At 42.0% G+C, this 20,142-nt stretch carries 16 protein-coding genes; 6 read left to right on the top strand and 10 right to left on the bottom strand.

Annotated elements, in window-relative coordinates:
* Positions 1-42: 42 nt before the first annotated feature.
* From P4S60_RS20115 to P4S60_RS20105, 3 genes are all read left to right on the top strand, one after another.
* On the top strand, positions 43-1,293 hold the full coding sequence (locus tag P4S60_RS20115; RefSeq protein ID WP_063701326.1) for an MFS transporter: 1,251 nt from the start codon (positions 43-45) through the stop codon (positions 1,291-1,293).
* A gap of 9 nt (positions 1,294-1,302) precedes the next feature.
* Positions 1,303-2,811, top strand: coding sequence for a trehalase family glycosidase (locus P4S60_RS20110; protein WP_337117261.1), 1,509 nt, complete (start codon positions 1,303-1,305; stop codon positions 2,809-2,811).
* A 164-nt stretch (positions 2,812-2,975) separates the two neighbouring features.
* Positions 2,976-3,674, top strand: a complete 699-nt coding sequence (locus tag P4S60_RS20105; RefSeq protein ID WP_063528060.1) for a helix-turn-helix transcriptional regulator — start codon at positions 2,976-2,978, stop codon at positions 3,672-3,674.
* A gap of 4 nt (positions 3,675-3,678) precedes the next feature.
* Here P4S60_RS20105 and P4S60_RS20100 read toward each other — a convergent pair whose 3' ends face one another.
* The 6 genes from P4S60_RS20100 to P4S60_RS20075 all read right to left on the bottom strand — a co-directional run bounded on the left by P4S60_RS20100 (position 3,679) and on the right by P4S60_RS20075 (position 7,987).
* Complete coding sequence (locus P4S60_RS20100; protein ID WP_337117259.1) at positions 3,679-4,356, bottom strand: phytanoyl-CoA dioxygenase family protein; 678 nt, start codon at positions 4,354-4,356, stop codon at positions 3,679-3,681.
* A complete protein-coding gene (locus P4S60_RS20095) occupies positions 4,346-4,744 on the bottom strand; it encodes a hypothetical protein (RefSeq protein WP_337117258.1) in 399 nt (132 codons plus the stop codon). Before P4S60_RS20095 ends, P4S60_RS20100 begins: the two co-directional genes overlap by 11 nt.
* Before the next feature lie 112 nt (positions 4,745-4,856).
* Positions 4,857-5,630 carry a CsgG/HfaB family protein gene (locus P4S60_RS20090; protein WP_337117257.1) on the bottom strand — a complete coding sequence of 258 codons (774 nt, stop codon included), beginning with the start codon at positions 5,628-5,630 and terminating at the stop codon, positions 4,857-4,859.
* Positions 5,630-6,055: a curli assembly protein CsgF gene (locus tag P4S60_RS20085; protein ID WP_063701311.1), complete on the bottom strand. Its 426-nt coding sequence runs from the start codon at positions 6,053-6,055 to the stop codon at positions 5,630-5,632. Before P4S60_RS20085 ends, P4S60_RS20090 begins: the two co-directional genes overlap by 1 nt.
* Positions 6,045-6,437, bottom strand: coding sequence for a curli production assembly/transport protein CsgE (locus P4S60_RS20080; protein WP_063701308.1), 393 nt, complete (start codon positions 6,435-6,437; stop codon positions 6,045-6,047). The genes P4S60_RS20085 and P4S60_RS20080 overlap by 11 nt, the downstream gene beginning before the upstream one ends.
* A 35-nt stretch (positions 6,438-6,472) precedes the next feature.
* Entirely contained in the window at positions 6,473-7,987 is a 1,515-nt protein-coding gene (locus P4S60_RS20075) for a curlin (RefSeq protein ID WP_337117255.1), read from the bottom strand.
* A 558-nt stretch (positions 7,988-8,545) separates the two neighbouring features.
* On the opposite strand from P4S60_RS20075, the gene P4S60_RS20070 reads away from it, so the two are divergent.
* On the top strand, positions 8,546-11,044 hold the full coding sequence (locus P4S60_RS20070; RefSeq protein ID WP_337117254.1) for a S8 family serine peptidase: 2,499 nt from the start codon (positions 8,546-8,548) through the stop codon (positions 11,042-11,044).
* 138 nt (positions 11,045-11,182) lie between these two features.
* Positions 11,183-12,394, top strand: a complete 1,212-nt coding sequence (locus P4S60_RS20065; protein WP_337117253.1) for a sugar efflux transporter — start codon at positions 11,183-11,185, stop codon at positions 12,392-12,394.
* Between the two features lie 55 nt (positions 12,395-12,449).
* Here the strand turns inward: P4S60_RS20065 and P4S60_RS20060 are convergent, their stop codons facing one another.
* From P4S60_RS20060 to P4S60_RS20050, 3 genes are all read right to left on the bottom strand, one after another.
* On the bottom strand, positions 12,450-13,535 hold the full coding sequence (locus P4S60_RS20060; protein ID WP_119853088.1) for a methyl-accepting chemotaxis protein: 1,086 nt from the start codon (positions 13,533-13,535) through the stop codon (positions 12,450-12,452).
* Between the two features lie 190 nt (positions 13,536-13,725).
* The gene (locus P4S60_RS20055; RefSeq protein WP_337117252.1) at positions 13,726-16,125 is read right to left on the bottom strand and encodes a TonB-dependent siderophore receptor; all 2,400 of its coding nucleotides are present in this window, start codon (positions 16,123-16,125) and stop codon (positions 13,726-13,728) included.
* A 152-nt stretch (positions 16,126-16,277) separates the two neighbouring features.
* Entirely contained in the window at positions 16,278-17,498 is a 1,221-nt protein-coding gene (locus P4S60_RS20050) for an MFS transporter (protein WP_337117251.1), read from the bottom strand.
* A gap of 138 nt (positions 17,499-17,636) precedes the next feature.
* Between P4S60_RS20050 and gtfA the strand changes: the two genes are divergently transcribed.
* Positions 17,637-19,109 (top strand): sucrose phosphorylase, encoded by a 1,473-nt coding sequence (gtfA, locus tag P4S60_RS20045; RefSeq protein ID WP_337117250.1) that lies wholly within the window; start codon positions 17,637-17,639, stop codon positions 19,107-19,109.
* Here the strand turns inward: gtfA and P4S60_RS20040 are convergent.
* A complete protein-coding gene (locus P4S60_RS20040; RefSeq protein ID WP_063701281.1) occupies positions 19,106-20,137 on the bottom strand; it encodes a LacI family DNA-binding transcriptional regulator in 1,032 nt (343 codons plus the stop codon). The two genes, gtfA and P4S60_RS20040, sit on opposite strands and share 4 nt — an antisense overlap.
* Positions 20,138-20,142 lie beyond the last annotated feature (5 nt).

Below are 20,142 nucleotides of genomic sequence, written 5' to 3'. Positions count from 1 at the left end.
CGCTAAACTAGACTGAATAAAAATAATCGTAGGTTGAAGTGAATGAATCCTATAAGAATAACTATCGCGCTGGCATGCAGCTATTTTGTCTTTGCTATTATGCTTAATAGTGTGGGCACTGTTATTTTACAAGCAATCAATAGCTTAGATGTAAGCAAAACTCAGGCGTCTGTTCTTGAAGGATTTAAGGATCTTAGTATTGCCATTGTGTCATTTTTAGTGGCGTCATTTATCCCTCGTATAGGCTATAAAATTGCCATGCTTGGCGCTTTATTACTGGTTGCAGTGATGTGCTTGGTTGTTCCGAGCATTGCCGACTTTTGGGTATTAAAAGCGCTCTTTGCCGCAATTGGTTGTAGCTTTGCAGTAATGAAAATCTCTGTTTACTCTGTTATTGGTCAAGTGACTGATAATGCAAATAAACATTCAGCGTTATTAAACACCATTGAAGGGGTGTTTATGCTAGGTGTGCTGTCGGGTTATTGGATTTTTGCGTTATTTATAGACGCTGATGACCCGCAAAGTAGCCACTGGTTGAATGTTTATTACTTGCTTGCAGCGATTGTTGCGGTGGCGTTTGTTTCTGTGCTTGCGGCACCAATAAAATCGCCAGAATTAAAAACTAATCAGCAATCGCAGCTTCATGATTTTATTGACATGTTAAAGCTGACTTACCAACCCCTTGTGCTTATTTTTGTTGTTAGTGCATTTATGTATGTACTAATTGAGCAAGGCGTGGGCACTTGGCTGCCGACCTTTAATAACCAAGTTTTAAAATTGCCTGTTGATGTCAGTATCCAACTGGCTAGTTTGTTTGCAGCTGCGTTAGCGCTTGGTCGTTTGGTAGCAGGGCAAGTACTTAGGTTTATTAGTTGGTTTAGTTTATTAATGGGCTGCTTGGTCGCTATGGGGGTGCTCGTATTATTGGTGCTGCCTTTGACTCACGATGTTGATGGTAGCCAAGTGAAAAGTGTGTTTGATGTGCCTTTTGCAGCATACATGCTGCCGTTGATTGGTTTTTTTATGGCACCGATTTACCCGTTACTTAACTCTGTGATGCTGAGTTCATTAGCGAAGCACAAGCACGCTGCTATGACAGGTTTAATTGTGGTTTTCTCTGCACTAGGTGGAACAACAGGTTCAATTATTACGGGCTTTGTATTCGATAAATTTAGCGGTCAGCATGCGTTTTATCTCACATTAGTGCCAATAGCCTTGCTATTAATCACCGTTTCAATCTTTAAGAAAATTACCCTAAAACCACAGTATCAAGCGGCTTCAAGCGCAGAATAAGGGATTGTCATGAACTTCGTTAATAGCCAATTATTTAAAGACGTACAGCTAGCAGAGGTGTTTGCTGATTCAAAAATGTTTGCCGATGCAGTGCCAAACTTATCTTGGCAAAGTGCCTGTGAGTTATATCAGCTTGTAGGCCCTTTAAAAGGTGATGCGTCGCGTGAATTTGTTATGTCGAACTTTGTGTTTGCTGATCAGTCTATTCCGACAGCGAAATTAGATACCACTTCGGTTAAACAGTATATTCTTGATTTATGGCCGCATTTGCATCGCAATGCTGATACAGATTTAGCAAGCTCACTAATGCCCTTGCAGTTTGACTACATTGTACCGGGTGGTCGTTTTCAAGAAATTTATTATTGGGATAGTTATTTTACAGCCTTGGGTCTAGAAGATTGTGGCGACCTAGCCACCATTGAAGCCATGGTTAATAACTTTATAGACCTACAAGAACGTAATGGCTGTATTCCAAATGGTAACCGTGTTTATTATAGCTCTCGCTCGCAACCACCTGTTTTGGCGTTAATGATAGCGATGCTATGGGACGCTAAATATAAACATGAAGCAGATTTAACTTGGCTGGCAAACGCCGTCAAAGCACTTGAAGCTGAGTATCAATTTTGGATGCAAGGCTGTAATGATCTTAGCAGTGAAACGCCTGCTATTAGGCGTGTTGTAAAAATGCCTAATAAGGCTATTTTAAACCGCTATTGGGATAGTGCAGCAACACCTCGTCCAGAGTCATTAAAAGAAGATTTACATGACGCTGAAGGGCTAACAACTGAGCAGCAACAAAGTTATTTTCAACATATTCGTGCGGCATGCGAGTCTGGCTGGGACTTTAGTAGCCGTTGGCTTTGCGATCATGATGATCTAAAAAGCATTGAAACAACCAATATCATACCGGTTGATTTGAATAGCTTACTGTATAACTTAGAGCATACATTATCTCGTTTTTATCGGTTACTTGGTGAAGAACAAAAGAGTCAATCAATTGCTGAGCTGGCTACACTGCGCTTAGATGCAATTAATACCTATTGTTGGAATTCTGAGGCGGGTGTTTATCGTGATTACAACATTCGACTTAATCAGCAAAGTAGTGTTGATTCGATGGCAATGGCTGTTCCTTTGTTTGTAGGCGCTGCATCTGTACAACAAGCTCAACAAGTGAAGCAAAAACTGATGAGTGAGTTTTTAAAGCCCGGTGGTTTAGTGACAACATTGTGTAGTACACCACAACAATGGGATAGTCCTAACGGTTGGGCGCCGCTGCAATGGTTTGCTGTAAAAGGTTTAACAGAGTATGGCTTTGTCAGCGAGGCACAAGCGATCATGAAAAACTGGCTGAGTATGATCGAAATGCGTTTTGCAGAGGATAAGTGCCTCCTTGAAAAGTACAATGTGTGCGAATTAGTCAGTCGTGCCGGTGGTGGCGAATACACAGTACAACAAGGGTTTGGTTGGACAAACGGTGTAACTTCACGTTTTTACAAACTACTCAATGACTCGCTGTAAAAGAGGAGATGCGGGTATAGCTTGTTTACATTATGTTAACTCAAGCTTCTAGCCATCTAAATGGGGTTGTGATGTTGTAAATTGCCAAAATAAAGGCTTATAAATGGTTGAATCATGTATCCAAATTGGGTATTGTGAATAAAATGTTTCAAGGAAGAAATGAGATGATTCAACCAACTTCTGTATTTCTAAAAACACAGCCAAGGTTACAAAACCGCAGTCAAAATTATCAATATTTAATTAAAATACTCGATGCGTTTTTTATGCGTGTGAAAGTCGATGCAAGCTTGCCTCATGAGTCTATGCGCGATGAGTTTAACCTTTATTTAATTGATAGCACTGATGCACATTGGAAAGACTTATTACCTGCTGAGTTAGTGCAACTTGCTAAGCAACATTTAGTGGTTATTTTTAATGCGGACGCTAATGCAATTTGCGAAAAAAACTTACTTTTAAATGGCATTAAAGGGGTGTTTTTTGCAGATCAATCACCTGAAGATATTTTTGCAGGGCTGGTCAGAGTGATCAATGGCGAGCTGTTTTTTAGCCGTAAAAGTATTTCTACTACGTTTAATCATATGCTGTCAGCAATGTCTCGCAGCCAATTCAATGCCAGCAACGATTCGGTAAATACTGATATTGACCTCAGCTTACTGACTAAACGAGAAAAATCAGTGATTCACTTACTTGCCCAAGGTGCGAGTAATCGAGATATCGCAGAGCGTTTAAATATCAGCGACCATACCGTTAAAACCCATTTGTACAGTGCATTCAAGAAAACGGCATCGCGTAACCGCGTGGAGCTGGCTAATTGGGCACAAAATTACATGGCAGTGAGTTTGTCTTTACAAAATACACAGTGACAAATTACAGCCAGTTTAATCCCAGTGGTAGTGTTTGATCAGAATATTCGATATGTATCACTCGACGGTGTGTTGGCTTTAACGCTTTACTTGAGCTGTGCAGAAGTAGGGGCTTCATTACTAATAAATCTCCTGCCTGTGCAATACACTCAATGGCTTTTCTATTAGCAACATATTCGTCTATCTCTGCTTTAGATAAAATCCCATTTCGATAGCTGTTAGGGATTACTTTTAAGCAGCCATTTTCAGCCGTAGTATTGTCAAGGTGAATACGTAGGGTGACCATATTCTCAAGTAACTCTTGAGGCGGCTGTACATGATGCTGCCCATCTTTAATAGACCAAAATTGCCAGCCAGTTAAATTGTGTTGCTGATTAACTGCGATAGTTCGGTCTTGGTGCCAAGGAACAAGCCAATTTTTATCGGGGTTTTTGTCGAATAAAATGACCCTCACAACCTGCGCATTGGGCGATAAAAATTGCGCGGCTTTTTGTTGTAAGTCGGGCATTCTTATTAGCTTTGCTACTGTTGCTAACTTTTTATCTGCATGGCGCAAACCATGTTTTGGGTGATGAGAAGGTAGTTGCTCTATTTCTGCTACTATTTCAGCCACTTGCTCGATGCTTAAAAAACCGGCTTCGAGCAAGTAGCCTTCAAAATCGTGTTTCCGTTTAGCTTCCATTATTCGAGCCTCGGTTCGATTTAGATGTGACCTTATTCATAAAGTACAGTGGAATACACAGTATTAATAATCCCAGCCATTGCCATAATGGAGCAAAAAGAAACACCAGTGCTGATTGTGCATCATGAGAAAAATAGATTGAACCTATGGCCACAGTACCAAATAAGACACACATAATAGTGACAATAAACGTGGCAATTTGTGTCACTCTTGTTTTACTGTGTTCAACCATCCACGCCATTAATAAATAGGGCGAAATACCCCATAAAACAAAACCAATTGGCAGGCTTTTTGAACTGTCAAAATTATCAATGGTGATAACCAGGGTAATTATTGCGGCTGAAACAACAAGAGAATAAGCGCATTTGGAGAAAGTAATCCATTTCATAAATAAAACTTAATTAACTGAATGCTATAAGTATTTATTTCGATGGATAATTAAGCAGAAAGTTCAAATTGGGCGCTGTGATGTTCAGCGCCACATTAATTAACTCATTAAATTAGACTGCTTTTGCAGACCAAATGCCTTTGTTAATACCTTTTAATACAAGGTCGCTAAGCGCTTTTTCAATTGCTTGCGTAACGCAAATACTCATAGGTTCATTGTCTGTGAATCCGGCTTCTGCTTCTGCAAGACGCTTGTAGCTCACATAGCGAAAGAAGCCTGCGCGCATTTCTTGGCTGAGTACTTTTTTGCTTGTCGCAACGGATAACAAAACTTGCCCTGTGCGAACATCGACAGCGCGTAAATAAATTGAGATTGCATCTTCACGATATAACTCTGATGCGCCAATCCCGAAGTATTCCATACCAATCCCGCCGGTTTTGATATTTGTGTCGTAACTAATAATACCGCCTTCTAAGATTATTTTTGCTGTCGTGAGCGGTGGTAATTCAGGTAGCTTATCGTTTTCGGCTTGCGCAGCGCGAATAATTTTACGCTCAGTTAAGATATTTTGTAGACCTTCGCGTTCTACCGGAATAAACCAATCAGATTCATGTAATGCTTGCACTAAAATAGAGTTGGCGCCTTGGGTCACTGCGGTAGAAAATGAGCTAACATTTGCCTGTGGTTTGTATTGCCCAGTTTGGTCACGAAATGAGTACACTGACACAGGAATGCTTCCCATTGGTTGAGGAAGGGCTTGTAAAGCCTGGAATGTTTCGGTTGGCTCAAGAGAGTCTGCCAGTTGCTTACTTGGTGGAATTAAATTGCTCATTGATGAACAACCCGACAGAAGTAATACCATTGCTGCTAATGTGAGTGTCTTCATTATCCAAACCTCGGTACTTCAATTACTGTCACTGTGCCATCAGCGGTGTTGGTAATTCTAACGGTGATTGTGTCACTGGTACTGGTGATAATTTGAATTTCATAATCACCCGTCATAAAGGTCGAGTCACCATTAAAGATGCTGTCGTCGATTTCGTCACCAAATGCCATATCTGTGATTTCTCGTACCATTCTATTTAAGTAGGTACGCTCTAACGAATCTTGAAATTTTTCCCCGTAGGTCTGTTCGACAACCGGCGCTTTGTGTTTATTTTGCGATTGCGCTTTGTTAAGTAGCATGCTGCCATTCAGTGGGCTGCCACCAAAGCTTGGGTTAATTGGGGTATAAACGAGTTCGGTTGCCCAACTAGAAAGAGGGCAGAGGATTATTATTAGTGTTGTTAAGTATTTCATTTTACCATCCATCTTTTGCCATATCGGGTGATGATTGCTGCATTTGACTGCGTGCCATGGCATCCATCACGCTATACATGGCTTGTTTTACACGCTCATCTAATGGCTCTAAGCGACGTCCTAAATAAGTTACGTACACTATTTGGTTATTCATTCTTAAGGCAAGTCGAGTCCCCGCTCTGGGTAATACCGTTTCTTTTATTTCGATATTAAAACCTGCTGTTGAAGGTAAGTCGCGCCATAGGTTGGCAAATTCAAAATAAAATTGATGACCAAATCGGCTAATACTTCTATCGAGTACTAAGCCATCGATTTCGAGATCTTCACCAAAACTAGTCGTACTTTGAGCTGCAAGCACGATGCAACATATACGTAGTAAGTTTATTATTTTCATAGTGGAATGAGGGAGCAAAGCTCCCTCTTAAGCGATTATTCTTGGGTTACAGTTGCGACATTGCCATCACCTAATTGAGTGATAACAACTGTGCTGTTAGAGCCAATCATAGAGCCTTCAACAAGGTTTGCGTTGCCGTCTTGTACAACGACCAGTGAGTTACCCTCACCACCTAGCAAGAATGCACCTTCACCGATACCTGCAACCAAGTTCTCTGAGCCTGTTTGGCTAATATCTACAGAGTTGTTGCTACCTTCCATAATAAGGTCGATTGCATTCAGTTCACCAACTTGTGTGAAAGCGACTTGGTTGCTATTGCTATCAAGTACGCTTGCAAACGTTAACGCAGCTTCGTTTAGGTCACCTAACTGGTTAATTGCAATGTCATTATCGTTTGAAGATAGAGATTGGTCTGGGTAAGAAGACTGTACTAGAACCGTGTTTTCATTGCCGCCTTGAGCGATATCGACGTTATTGTCGCTACCATTGAAGTTAGCAACGTGAGCACTGTTTGCGTCACCAATTTGGTTAGCAACAAATTCATTGCTATCGCCAATTGCACCTAAGTACACATCATTACCGTTACCATTTTGGAACGCAGTGAGTTCGTTGTCGTTACCAATAGCATCTAAGCCAGCGGTATTACTGTCATGCTTTTGATTGACCAATAATGTATTGCCATCGCCAACAATCACGCCTGACTCAAAGCTGTTGCTGTTACCTTCTTGATCAGACTTAACTTCGTTGTCATTGCCTGTGATTTCTGCAACTAATGCGCTGTTAGAGTCACCATCTTGCTCAAACTCAACTTCGTTATAATCACCATGCAGCGAAGTAAGCTCAGCGCTGTTGAAGAAACCTGTTTGGTCAATAGTAATTTCATTGCCGTTGCCAATTACTTCATCAGAGGTAAACGCATTGAAAACACCTTCTTGCATTACTTCGATGCTGTTGTCATCACCTCTAATTACATTGAACGTTGCTTCATTTAGTAAGCCGCTTTGCTCTGCGCTGATTGTGTTGCTGTTACCTTGTAAGTCAAAGTTGTAGAACCAATGGCCGCCATCACCTTGGGTGACAGTTGCGGTATTTTCATCACCAACCATGACGTTGATAGCTTCGTTGTTAACACCAAAGAATCCTGTACCTTCTTGCTCAACGCGAATAGCATTACCGATACCAACGGTTTCAGACAATGCGCCATTCATGGTGCCGTTTTGGCTGTGCGAAACAGTATTATCGTCACCTGTGTTGTAGATAAGAGATAAGTTTGATGTTTGTGCTTGGCTTACTTCAACGATGTTGCCATCACCTACACTGACAGTTTCTGCACGGTGACCTGTACCTTGTTGAGCAATAACCGCCTCGTTACCAACACCGGTAACCGATACTTGATCTAGGGTAATTGAGTTTGACACACCCAGTGTTGATACTTGGCTTGCAAGCTCCGAGCTAGATTGAGCTTTATCATCTGTGTTTGCACTTGCTGCGAAGCTTGAACCTAACGCAATAGTGATTGCACAGGTGAGTAGAGACTTTCTTAACTTCATGATTATTTCCTTTAAATTATTATTAATCAAAGCTCTAAAATTATTATTTTCGCTTTTAGAACCATGTACCAGCATGCCTTGCCGGATTAATTTATGTGATATTCAACTGTTAGCTAACAATCAGAAGTGAATGAAGCAACGTTGTTATTTGCGACTGTGAGGTCATACAAATAACAAGGAAATTACTTTAGACAGATTTGGAATAATATAAAATCATCAGTTTTTGTGGTTTTTATAAATTATTTATTTTCAATTGGTTATGTGTGTTTGTTTAGGTTTTAGTATGGGTTTTGATTTAAAAGCAGTAAAAAAGTTGGAAAAATATTAATGGATCATTGAGGGTGCTTTTTTCACAAAAAAGTGTGGATTGGACGTGTTTTTATTGATTCAATCAGCAAAAAAGTATGGATTTAAACTTAGCATCATTTTTTTCTTGCCTGTTATCTGCAATTTGCCATTTATGAAATATGCCACGTGATATTCATCATTCAGAAGTAATGAGCTTTGGTGGTCGGATCATAGTGATTCGATCAGTTCAACAAATTATGGATAGTAAATATGAAAACTAAATTATCTGTATTAAGCCTAGCCTTATTACCATGTTTAGGTGCTGCACAAATCAGCACACCAGCAAAAACAACTGTCGTTGGTGCAAGTGAAGACTCTGTACTTGTTATGTATAAAAAAGGCACCTCTGCTGCAATGCGTGCCCATGCTCGTAGCTTAGTTAAAGCCACCATCAGCGATATCAACAAAGATGGTGTCGATGATAACTATTCAGCTATTTTGTCTGGCCGTTTAGCTAAATTTAAAATTGCAGGTATGAGCAGCAAAGAAGCTATCAAGCGTCTACAAAACCATGCTGCTATTGAATATGTAGAGCCTGACTACCGTGTATCGATTGCGAGTGTACCTAATGATCCTGATTTTTCGTCGCTGTGGGGTTTACACAACGAAGGTCAAACTGGTGGTGTCGTCGATGCTGACATTGATGCAGTTGAAGCATGGTCAATCTCAACGGGTAGCCGCGAAGTTGTTGTTGGTGTAATTGATACCGGTGTTGATTATAGCCACGAAGATTTAGCTGATAACGCATGGATCAACCCTGGCGAAATCCCGGGGGATGGTATCGATAATGATGGTAATGGTTATATTGATGACGTGCATGGTATTAATGCAATTACCGACTCAGGTGACCCAATGGATGACCAAGGCCACGGTACTCACGTATCGGGCACAATCGGTGCGTCTGGTAACAACGGCACGGGTGTTGTCGGTGTAAACCACGAAGTATCAATCGTGGGTTGTAAATTCTTAAGTGCAGATGGTACGGGTTCAACTTCTGATGCAATTAAATGTATCGATTACATGGTTGATCTTAAAAACCAAGGCGTAAATGTACGTGTTTTAAATAACAGCTGGGGTGGCGGTGGCTTTAGCCAAGCACTGGCAGATGCTATTACGGCAAGTGAACAAGCTGATATTCTATTTGTAGCGGCAGCGGGTAACGATGCAGTTGATAACGATCAAAACCCTCACTATCCGTCAAACTACGAGCATGACAGCGTGTTATCAGTTGCCAGTACTGACAACAGAGATAACATGTCGAGCTTTTCACAATGGGGTTTAACAAGTGTTGATTTAGGTGCACCAGGTAGTGCAATTCTATCAACGGTACCGGGCAATGGTTACGCTAGCTATTCTGGTACATCAATGGCAACACCGCATGTTGCAGGTGCAGCAGCACTCGTGCTTTCGATCAACCCTGATTTAACAGCGCTTGAACTTAAAGAGTTGTTAATGAATAGCGGCGACCAAAATGAAGCGCTGCAAGGCAAAACAGTATCTGGCAACCGCTTAAATGTAAATCAAGCGCTTGAGCAAGCTGATCCAACACCGAGCTTCAAAATTTCAGTTTCGCCAAGCTCACAGCAAATTACCGCAGGTGAAACAGCAACCTATACCTTTGAAATTGGTTCAATCGCACAGTGGGAAGGCGTCGTTAGCTTAGCTCTTCAAACTGATTTAGCGGGCGCTACACTATCGCAAACAGAAGCTGTACCAGGTGATGTAGTTACACTTACCGTACCAACACAAGAAGCAACAGCATGGGGTAGTTATAGTTTTGTTGTTGATGCTACATCAGGTGAGTTAGCGAAACAAAGCAGTGCGTCATTGTTTGTTAACCCTGTTGGCTTAAATGACTTTACTTTCTCAAATGAAACACCAGTGTCTATTCCAGATAACAATGACACGGGTATTGATTCGGTAATTACGGTAGCTGATGAACTTACTGTGTTCTCAACGGATGCAAGTATTGATATTACTCATACTTACATTGGTGATTTAATCGTTACATTAACGTCGCCGCAAGGAACAACTGCAACGCTTCACAGCCAGTCTGGCGGTGGTGCAGATGACTTAGTACAAAGCTATTCGCTGGCTAACTTTAATGGTGAAGTTGCGACAGGTGATTGGGTACTTAATGTCAAAGATGTACTGTCTGCAGATACCGGTACTTTAAACAGCTGGTCACTGACGTTTAGCGCCATTGGTGAAGTGAGCCCGCAGCCACCACAAGCAGGCTTTGCATTTGATACATCAGGCTTAAACGTCACTTTCACTAACACCAGCACAGATAGCAATGACGATATCGTTGCTTGGGCGTGGGATTTTGGTGACGGAGCATCATCAACAGATGCTGATCCTATGCATACTTACGCACAAGCAGGCAGCTATGAAGTGACGTTAACTGCGACAGATAGTGAAGGTCAAACAGATACGTTCACGCAAACGGTTGTGGTATCTGATGTTGAAATCGAGCTTTCGGTTAAACGTGCTAACAAAACGCGTTTAGGTACTATGCGTGTTGATTTAAGCTGGCAAACTGTGGCAGATCAAGTAAGCATTTACCGTAATGGTGAACTACTTGAAACAGTCGCTGATCGTGGTTTCTATCGCGATGTAGAGCGTAAAGCTGAGTTACCAAGCTATGAATATCAAGTGTGTGTATCTGATACTGTTTGTTCTAACCCAGTGACGGTGTCCTTCGACTAACATTGTTTCACTGCTCAAAGCCCAGTTTCCCCACTGGGCTTTTTTATTTGTATTACAAAATGAAGTTTTCGCTAAAACTGTGTATAATTTGCGCCCTTTAAATATCTGTTCACGTGTCGTATTAATGTGGGGTTGTGAGTGAAAGCATTGCTGAAACAGCATGGTGTAATTTTTATTCTTCTAAGTATGCTAACTGGGTTAATGGGAGCTTTTGTTAACCCGTTGATGAGCTTATTCATCGTCGAAGGGCTGCAAACACCGCCCGTGTATTTAGGTGTGTATATGGTGGCGGTCACTATTACTGGGTTAGTTATTAGTCAGTGGCTAGGTGGCATGGCTGATAAAGGCACCAGTGCGCGAAAGTTATTTATGGTGGCTGTATCAGGTATGGTGTGTGCGTTAGTGACCTTTGCGAATGCTACTGCATTTTGGCAAGTCTTGCTCGCAGGCGTGTTGTTTCTTGCGATGGGCAATGCAGCAATTCCGCAAATGATGACTGTGGCAAGACAATGGGCTGGGCGCCAACAGAACATCGACATTACCAGTTTTAATTCGCGTTTACGTGCTGCTATTTCCTTTGCTTGGGTGGGTGGCCCGCCGCTTGGTTATTTGTTAGCCGCTGGAGGCGAGTTCAGCCGCTCGTTCTACTTTGCTGCGGTGTGTGCCTTGGTCGCACTTATCTTTGCATTTAAGTTTATTCCTGACTACAGCGCTAAAAAATCGCAACATGGCAGAGAGCCTGCAGCCGCGGCGAGTTTATCATTTTGGTTGTTGGGCTTAGCAATTATGCTTGGTTCAACAGGCAATATTATGTATTCATCGGCACTGCCGCTTTATAGCATTACTGAACTAGGATTTGCTGAACATACGCCCGGGCTGTTTATGGGTGTAGTGGCACTGTTAGAAATTCCCATCATGTTGTATGGGGCAAAGCTTGCTAAAAAATACAGTAAAGTCGCGATGCTTGCGGTGGCATTTTGTTGTGCCATTGTATTTTATTTAGGGGTGTTTTTTGCCACTCAAGTATGGCATTTAATCGTGTTGCAAGTTTTAAATGGCCTGTTTTACGGTATATTTGCGGGCATTGGCTTAACCGTATTACAAGATCAGCTCCCCGAGCGAATAGGGTTTACCTCAGCGTTTTACACGAACGCTATTAAACTGGGTGTTATGTGCGGGGCAGGGGCGACAGGGGTTATTGCACAGTTTTATAGTTTTAGGTTTGCAACCCTTGGCTCTATGCTAGCTGCAAGTTTAGCCCTTGGATGCTTAATGTTGTTTAGCTATGTAAAGCGCCAAGAGCAGCAAGGAGCTGTTATGCCTGTACTGCAAGAAGGCTTAGTTGAGTAACTTGATAAAAAACCGAGCATCGGAGCTCGGTTTTATTATTTTTAGTAATTAGGCATTAGCCATTGGCGATTTGATCCAGTAAATGCATGACTCGTTCACTGGCTGCTTCCATCTTATTAATGTGATTAATCGCCGCGTCTTTATTGCCAGTTTGCAGCATGACTAATGCTTCAACACCATTACGATGAACTTCACGATGTGGCTCTTCTAATTGACGATAAGCATTGTGCTGTTTGAAGCCATTTGATTGCTCTGAATTATACCATTTGCCCAATCGGCACATAGTGTGATCTGAAAAGTCATCAATCGACTTGTTACTTGTGCCATTAGCAACCGCATAGACTTCACCTTTCCAAACAATATGATCTAGTTTTACGGTTTGCACAAATGAGCGTGTGGCTGCATTAATAATGGTTTCTTTCATTGAATCACAGTGGCTCATGATTGAACCATAGTCATTGTTTAGCGTATCAAAACTCGTTGAAAGCTGAGTGTTATTTTGCTGGATATCTTCAACTGAGGTCACCGTTTCGCTGGTTTTGTTGATGATCTCTTTGACTAGATCAGACACTTCTTGGGCTGATTTATTGGTGTTGGTTGCAAGTGTACGCACTTCGTCGGCAACAACGCTAAAGCCACGGCCTGCCTCACCCGCACGGGCAGCTTCGATTGCGGCATTTAGCGCAAGTAAGTTGGTTTGATCAGAGATTTTAGAGATGGTTGATACAAAGGTGTTGATGCTATCGGCCATATCAGACAGACCCGTAATGTTACTGGTCATGCTACCCATTTTACCTGCCATACTCGCCATTTCACTGACAATATGTTGCAGTGCGTTATTCGAGTCATTTAATAGTTGGCTTATTTGTAAAGTTACTTGGCTTTCTTCTTCGATAACAAGGTATGAGTCGAGTACCGTTTGGCGTACGCCCTCAATTTGCGTGATACATTCAATCGAACTATTCAATAAGTTGGCAAGGAACAGTTGGTCTGCATCATCAGCTTGCTGATGTAATTTTGCTTCTAAGCGTTCGTTTTCGTCACGTAATACGTGATTATCGGCTTTAAGTGCCTCAACTTCAGCTAATAGCGCGTTGTATTGATCTTGGAGTAAAGAGTGGCTTTTGCTAGAGACAAACATGTATGTTCCTAATTCATATGGTTAATACTTATACCAATCCTGATTATAGATCAAAGTATTAACTTATTATCAGTGTTTTTTATTAGAAAGAGGGTAATTACGACTATATGGTTAAGTGTAGTAGAAAAAGCTGGTTATTAAAGCCGAAAAAGCCCAGTGAAAACTGGGCTAAAACGAGGGAGGAGAGTAATTAATAGAAAGAGTATTTTAACGTAAGCGACGTTGTACGGCCGTTAATAGTACGGGCACGGATAATGTCGTTATCTGGTACTGAGCCTTCTTCTGCTTCTGTGATACCTACGGTGTCGAACAAGTTGTTCACGTTAAGCGATAGGCTCAAGTTTTCAGACAGATTGTAACTTACAAAGCCATTCACTTGTGTGTAGCCATCAAACTCAAGGTCGTTACTATCTTGCGCGTAAGCATCCGTTGTACCAATAAAGCTTAGGCCAGCAGCACCTTTGTCAAAGTTGTAAGTTGCCATTAATGAGTAAATAAGGTCAGCTTGACGACGTGGTGTATTACCGACTAACTCTGGCGATAACGCATCTTTAGCAATTTCTGCGTCTGTCCAAGTAAAGTTACCACGGAAATCCCAATCACCAACGTAGTAGGTTGATTCAACCTCAATACCTTTTGCTTCGTACTCGCGGTCGAAGAATTTTTGTGATGTTGCTTCGAAGTTTTGCTCTTCAGTTTCTGCGTAGAATGCAGTTGCAAATACTGATAGTGAATCAAAACGTTTTTTCACACCGATTTCGTATTGGTTTACTTCATCAATTGCATCCGCTTCGGCAACCGAACCATCTGCTTCTACTTTACCGAATAGTAAGCGGTCTGCATTTGCGCGGCCGCCTTTACTTAAGCGGGCAAATGTCGCAAAGCTTGGATCAATTTGGTAGTTCGCACCAATTGAGTACGAGCTGTAGTGCCAGTCGTAGTTAACAATGCTTGGGTTCGCGTTATCAATACCAACAACACTTTGCTCAGGAATTGAGATGGTACCGTCGCCATTCATATCAATAGTCGATGTTACTGCACCTGCGTAGTTACCGCGTGCTTCACCTGAATCATAACGAGCACTTGCATCAATGCTTAAATCGCCAAACTTAGTGGCTAAGTTAATGTAAGGTGCGCGTGTTTCGTATTCAGTATCGTAGTTACGTTGACAGCAGTTACCCCAGTAAGGTGTGCCATAAGCGTACAAGCCATTATCTGAGTAGCTGTCGCCATTTGCAGCGTAAACGTCAAGTAATGCAGCGTTGTCGCCTTTTAGCTCCATAACATATGAGTTCCAAAGCCACGACATATCAATCGATTGGCTTGATGCAAAGTAACCAAAGGTTACACTGGTGTCATCAGAGAACGACTTAGTTAATTTAAGGTCATTAACAATTGAACCCATGTCATTTAGCGTTACATCGAAAGTGTGAATACGCATTGCTAAATCGTCATCGCCATAATTTTGGCCTGCTGAACCACCATTGGCATATACAAGCGATGCACCATCACCAGCAATACTAGAAGCAATAGAGCTTGCAGATGCAACTTCAGCAGGAATAAGAGAAATAAAGTTTCCGCTTACTGATGATGTTCTAAAGCGGTTTTCGATGCGCCAGTCGTTTTCTAAATCAAATGCCGCCTCAAAACCCACTGAGGTAACAACTGGGTTCATACCATCGGTCATATCACCTGTGCTGATTTGGTTATCACCATTTAAACGCGGCGTTTGTGTGAAAAGTGCTGAATGCGGCGTATCTGATTGCGCATCGAAACCTGGGATTGAGTCGCCATTTGAATACATTGGCATAGGTAGGTAACCTACGCTTTTATCATCGAGGTGTTTAAAGTACACACGTACATAACCGGCATCAAATTCTTTGGTTAGGTTTGCCTTAATTTGGCCACCTTTATTAGATGTATAACCAGTTTCACGCGGGCCTTCGCCTTGACGAACAAAGCCACCAATGTGATAGCGCACACTGTCGTTTAGGTAAGTACCATACTCAAAGTCTGTACGAATTGAGTCATAATCAAGGCCAACAGTGGTTGATACACTGCCTGACTCGTTCTCACCTGTTTTTGAAATAAAGTTGATAATACCACCTGGGGCATCACTTGCTGCTGTCGACGCTGAGCCACCACGGATTGATTCTACACTTTGCACTGTTGAATCTAAGCGCATGAAAATGTCTGCGTTACCAAAGGCAATATCGCCAAACTGCATAACAGGTAAGCCATCTTCTTGTAGTTGCAAGAATTTAGCTCCGCCCGATGCAACTGGTAAACCACGTACCGCGATATTTGCGTTACCTTCACCGCCCGTTGATTCTGAACGTACACCCGGAATTGTTCTGAATGCTTCTGCGGTAGAGCGTGGTGTTGATACTTCAATTTCAGCTAATGTCACACTGCTAACCGAAGAACTAGATGCCATGATGGTTGTACGGCGTGGTACACCGGTTACAACGATTGTTTCAAGGCCGCTTTTTTTAGCCTCAGGTTGTGCTTGCTCTTCGGCGTGTAAGTTTTGGCTTACTGCTAATGCAAGCGCGCTTAATGTGTAAAGGGCATGTTTGTGTGTTGTCATAATGTGCCTCGTCTCAATCCCAGATGGTTTGTTGTCTAAATTGCTATCTTAATCGATTAAGTAAAGATAACAATAATTTTACACAGTGCAAGTCTTTTTAGTGAAAAACTTGCACAATTTATGTTCGATAATTGATTTTTAACGATTTTTAATTAGTGGCTTAATGCACTGTGCTGCGCTAAAGCTTGCTCAGCAGGGTTACGTAAGTAGTTATATAGCATGGCTAAAAACAGTAAACATGCGAAACCTGTTGCGAGATAAAAGCCGTAACGAATGTGGCCAAAATAGTCACTGATCATACCCATTAATAAAGGGCCTGCTGCCGCAGAAAGGGCGGTAAAAAACAAAATAACCCCAGCAACTGCGCCGTGCTGTTGCACCGCAAAGCAAGAAATACCTTTCGAGTTTAAAGTTGGGTAGATCATCGACATGAATAGCCCAGATAAGGGGAGTAAGAATACCGCCCAATCAACGCCGCCGAAGATTAAGCCTAAATAACACAGTGCAATTCCTAAGCTTAAATACAGCATCGCCGCTTGCCAGCTTAAGTGATTTAACAGCCATACCGCTAAGAAACGCCCAGCAGCGCGTAATATGAAAAACAAGGTCAGTGCATAGGTTGCCAGTAATTGCCACGGGCCAGTGTAATCACCAAGTAGAGTAGGCATCCAAACGTATATTGCCACTTCGGTTGCAACATAAAGGGCAATCGCTAACGAAAAGCCCAGTGCATAAGGGTTTTTCATCATACTCATGGTGGTTGCAAGAGAGGCCGGTTTTGCGTGCTCTTCAAGCTTTTTAGGTTTTGGATAATCTGCACGCCAAGCAATTAAGGTTAAAATTAAACATAAAACCCCAGCGATAACGTAAAGGTAGGTCCAGCTTACCTGTTGGGTGATTAAAAAACTGACAAGGGCAGGGCCTACAATGGCGCCAACACCAAAGAAACCTTCGACCAAATTCATGGTTTTTGTGTGCTCTAAATTGTTTTTAGAAATATCACCTAACAGTGCCAAGGCGCCGGTTTTAAATAAGCCAATTGCAAGACCAATACAGCTAAGCAGCACTACAAATATGCTAAAACTACTGCTAACTGAGAACAGAAAACAACAAATAGCGAAGATGCCAAGTCCTAGCATGATGGTTTGTTTGCGGCCAAAACTGTCGGCCAAAAAACCTAAAAACAGGCCACTAAAAGCGATAAGTGCCATAGGTGCATAATGAAAGGCACTGGCTTGGGTCATAGTTAAATTAAATTCATTGATAAGCTCAGGTATGATCATACCAACCGCATCAGAGGTCATCGCAAACATAAAAAACATCATGTATGTCAGCCATCTAATGGTTTGCAAAGGGTCGTGTGTTCTACTCATTGTTGTTTCCCCACCGAAAGGTCTGCGCCTTTACTATGTATATTAGTGTATAAAAACTATAAAAACTGCTTGAATAATTTGCTGTCGTGGTTAAAGATATATCTTAATCGATTAAGTTTCAACTTGGTATTAACAATTATGATCAACAATAAAGTGCAATTAATCACCTACGCAGACCGCATTACTGGTCAAGGTATTGATGAATTAAGTAATTTATTAAATGGCCCACTTAACAATGTGTTTGCAGGTGTACATTTGTTGCCATTTTATAACCCGATTGATGGCAGTGATGCTGGCTTTGATCCTATTGATCATAGTGAAGTCGACTCTCGTCTTGGTAGCTGGGACGACATTAAAGTCCTTGGTGCAAACTATGACCTTATGGCTGACTTAATTGTTAACCATGTTTCAGCACAATCTTTCCAATTTAAAGATGTACTCGCTAAAGGCAAGCAATCTGAATTTTGGGATTTATTTTTAACTAAAGACGATGTATTCCCAAATGGCATGTCTGAGGCTGAGCAACAAGCGATTTACCGTCCGCGTCCGGGTAGCTGCTTTACACCTATTGCGTGTGGTGATGGCCAAACCTATGATTTTTGGACCACATTTACCGATAACCAAATTGATATTAATGTGAAATCAACGGCGGGTATCGAGTATTTAAATACGGTGCTTGGCAAGTTTGCTGATAATAATGTCAACATTATTCGTTTAGATGCGGCAGGCTATGCGATTAAAGAAGCTGGCACAAATTGCTTTATGCTGGATGAAACCTTTGACTATTTAAATAAGCTTTCGGCGCAAGCAAATGAAGCGGGTATGGAAACCATTGCTGAGATCCATAGCCATTTTCAAACTCAGGTTGAAGTCGCAAAACGTGTAAATATGGTCTACGACTTTGCTTTACCACCCCTTATTTTACACAGTTTGTTTAGCAATGATGCGCAAGCATTACTGAATTGGCTAACCATTTCGCCGCGTAACTGTTTAACGGTTCTCGATACCCATGATGGCATTGGCATCATTGACGCAGGCCCAATGGGTGATAAACCGGGTCTATTAAACGCGGCGCAAATTGATAACTTGGTTGAAACCATTCATAAAAAGAGTGAAGGGCAAAGCCGCCTAGCAACTGGTGCAGCAGCAAGTAATGTCGATTTATATCAAGTTAACTGCACATACTACAATGCCTTGGGCGCAGATGACTTTGATTACTTATTAGCGCGTGCAATTCAGTTCTTCGCGCCAGGTATTCCACAAGTTTATTATGGTGGCCTGTTCGCTTGTGAAAACGATATGGAATTACTGGCTCGTACCAATGTAGGTCGTGATATCAATCGCCCTTACTTAAATGCGCAAGACATTGATGCTGCACTTGCTAAACCTGTGGTGAAAGGTTTGATCAAGCTGATTCAATTACGTAATGAGCACCCAGCATTTAACGGTGAGTTCATTGCAAAAGGTGAAGGCAGTGTGTGTCGTTTAAGCTGGCATGATGATACCAGCTCAATCGAGTTAAAAGTTGATTTTGCTAGCCGTGAAGTGATCATTGTTGATCACCGTGAAGGCGAACAACGCATTGTTGATTTGGCTGACTTTTTAGCTTAACTACTTTGACCCAATTGCAGTTGATAGTCGATTTCGGCTGTTTGCTGCTCTTTCGATAGAAACAAGGTCGCAGCAATGCGGCCTTTTTCTTCGCTATTTTGATGCACAGTGGTGAGTTTTGGCACAAATCGTTGGCCTTCATCTATGCCATCAAAGCCAACAATCCTGACATCTTCAGGAATAGATAAGCCCATTTTTAATGCTTCGCGCATGGCGGCAAGGGCGATTAAATCACTCATGCACAACAACACGTTCGGCCTTGGTGTGCTGCTAAGTGCTTCTTTGGCGGCAATGCTTGCAAAGCGCTCGCTGCTTTCAGGAATATTCCATGTTCTATCATCACCCAGGGTGATGCCAGCATCGCTGATTGCTTGGTGATAACCGCGCAGTCGTTGATGAGCAATCGACTGACCTGCTTCAAACTCATGATGTTCGTATACTCGGCATAATACGTCGTTATCGAGTAAACGCAGGCCTAAAATAGCAACCCGATCATCACTTTTGTGCAGTGCATGTTTGGCGATATCAAAGCTGGCTTGTTGGTTGTTTACGTTTACTGAGGCATCGCGACCGATATTAAAATCAACCGTTACCACATGTTTTGCGACCTGTTTTAATTGTTCCACAAGTTGCTTGTTACGAGGGCGACCATAACAAATAAAGCCATCAACAAAATCGACCACGCTATTAAGGTTATCGCTGTTACCAGAAAATAATAAAAGGTTAATACCATTTTTTTCGAGCACTGCTGATACACCGCGCATAAAACTGCTAGCAACCGGATCTGATACCATATATTCAACGCTGTCTGGCAATACTAAAGCAACAATATTAAAGGTGCCTCGGCGTAATGATTGCGCCGCCTTGTTTGGGCCAAAATAGCCGAGCTTTTTACAGGCCGCCAAAATTTCTTCGCGGCGTGCTTTCGATAATTGATCAGGGCGGTTAAACGCATTTGATACGGTGGCATTTGAAACACCTAACTCTTGGGCAATACTTTTCAGCGTCCAACTTTTTGGCTTTGTCATTGTAG

The sequence above is a fragment of the Pseudoalteromonas sp. Hal040 genome, from assembly GCF_037162425.1.
In the GTDB taxonomy this organism is placed as follows: domain Bacteria; phylum Pseudomonadota; class Gammaproteobacteria; order Enterobacterales; family Alteromonadaceae; genus Pseudoalteromonas; species Pseudoalteromonas gelatinilytica.
This window is presented reverse-complemented; position numbering and strand designations above follow the sequence as displayed.

Bases quoted from the DNA above. Each gene is read 5' to 3' on its own strand.
- P4S60_RS20080 (WP_063701308.1), bottom strand. From the start codon at position 6,437: ATGAAAATAATAAACTTACTACGTATATGTTGCATCGTGCTTGCAGCT.
- P4S60_RS20100 (WP_337117259.1), bottom strand. From the start codon at position 4,356: ATGGAAGCTAAACGGAAACACGATTTTGAAGGCTACTTGCTCGAAGCC.
- P4S60_RS20115 (WP_063701326.1), top strand. From the start codon at position 43: ATGAATCCTATAAGAATAACTATCGCGCTGGCATGCAGCTATTTTGTC.
- P4S60_RS20110 (WP_337117261.1), top strand. From the start codon at position 1,303: ATGAACTTCGTTAATAGCCAATTATTTAAAGACGTACAGCTAGCAGAG.
- P4S60_RS20105 (WP_063528060.1), top strand. From the start codon at position 2,976: ATGATTCAACCAACTTCTGTATTTCTAAAAACACAGCCAAGGTTACAA.
- P4S60_RS20055 (WP_337117252.1), bottom strand. From the start codon at position 16,125: ATGACAACACACAAACATGCCCTTTACACATTAAGCGCGCTTGCATTA.
- P4S60_RS20090 (WP_337117257.1), bottom strand. From the start codon at position 5,630: ATGAAGACACTCACATTAGCAGCAATGGTATTACTTCTGTCGGGTTGT.
- P4S60_RS20085 (WP_063701311.1), bottom strand. From the start codon at position 6,055: ATGGATGGTAAAATGAAATACTTAACAACACTAATAATAATCCTCTGC.
- P4S60_RS20070 (WP_337117254.1), top strand. From the start codon at position 8,546: ATGAAAACTAAATTATCTGTATTAAGCCTAGCCTTATTACCATGTTTA.
- P4S60_RS20050 (WP_337117251.1), bottom strand. From the start codon at position 17,498: ATGAGTAGAACACACGACCCTTTGCAAACCATTAGATGGCTGACATAC.
- P4S60_RS20075 (WP_337117255.1), bottom strand. From the start codon at position 7,987: ATGAAGTTAAGAAAGTCTCTACTCACCTGTGCAATCACTATTGCGTTA.
- P4S60_RS20060 (WP_119853088.1), bottom strand. From the start codon at position 13,535: ATGTTTGTCTCTAGCAAAAGCCACTCTTTACTCCAAGATCAATACAAC.
- gtfA (WP_337117250.1), top strand. From the start codon at position 17,637: ATGATCAACAATAAAGTGCAATTAATCACCTACGCAGACCGCATTACT.
- P4S60_RS20040 (WP_063701281.1), bottom strand. From the start codon at position 20,137: ATGACAAAGCCAAAAAGTTGGACGCTGAAAAGTATTGCCCAAGAGTTA.
- P4S60_RS20095 (WP_337117258.1), bottom strand. From the start codon at position 4,744: ATGAAATGGATTACTTTCTCCAAATGCGCTTATTCTCTTGTTGTTTCA.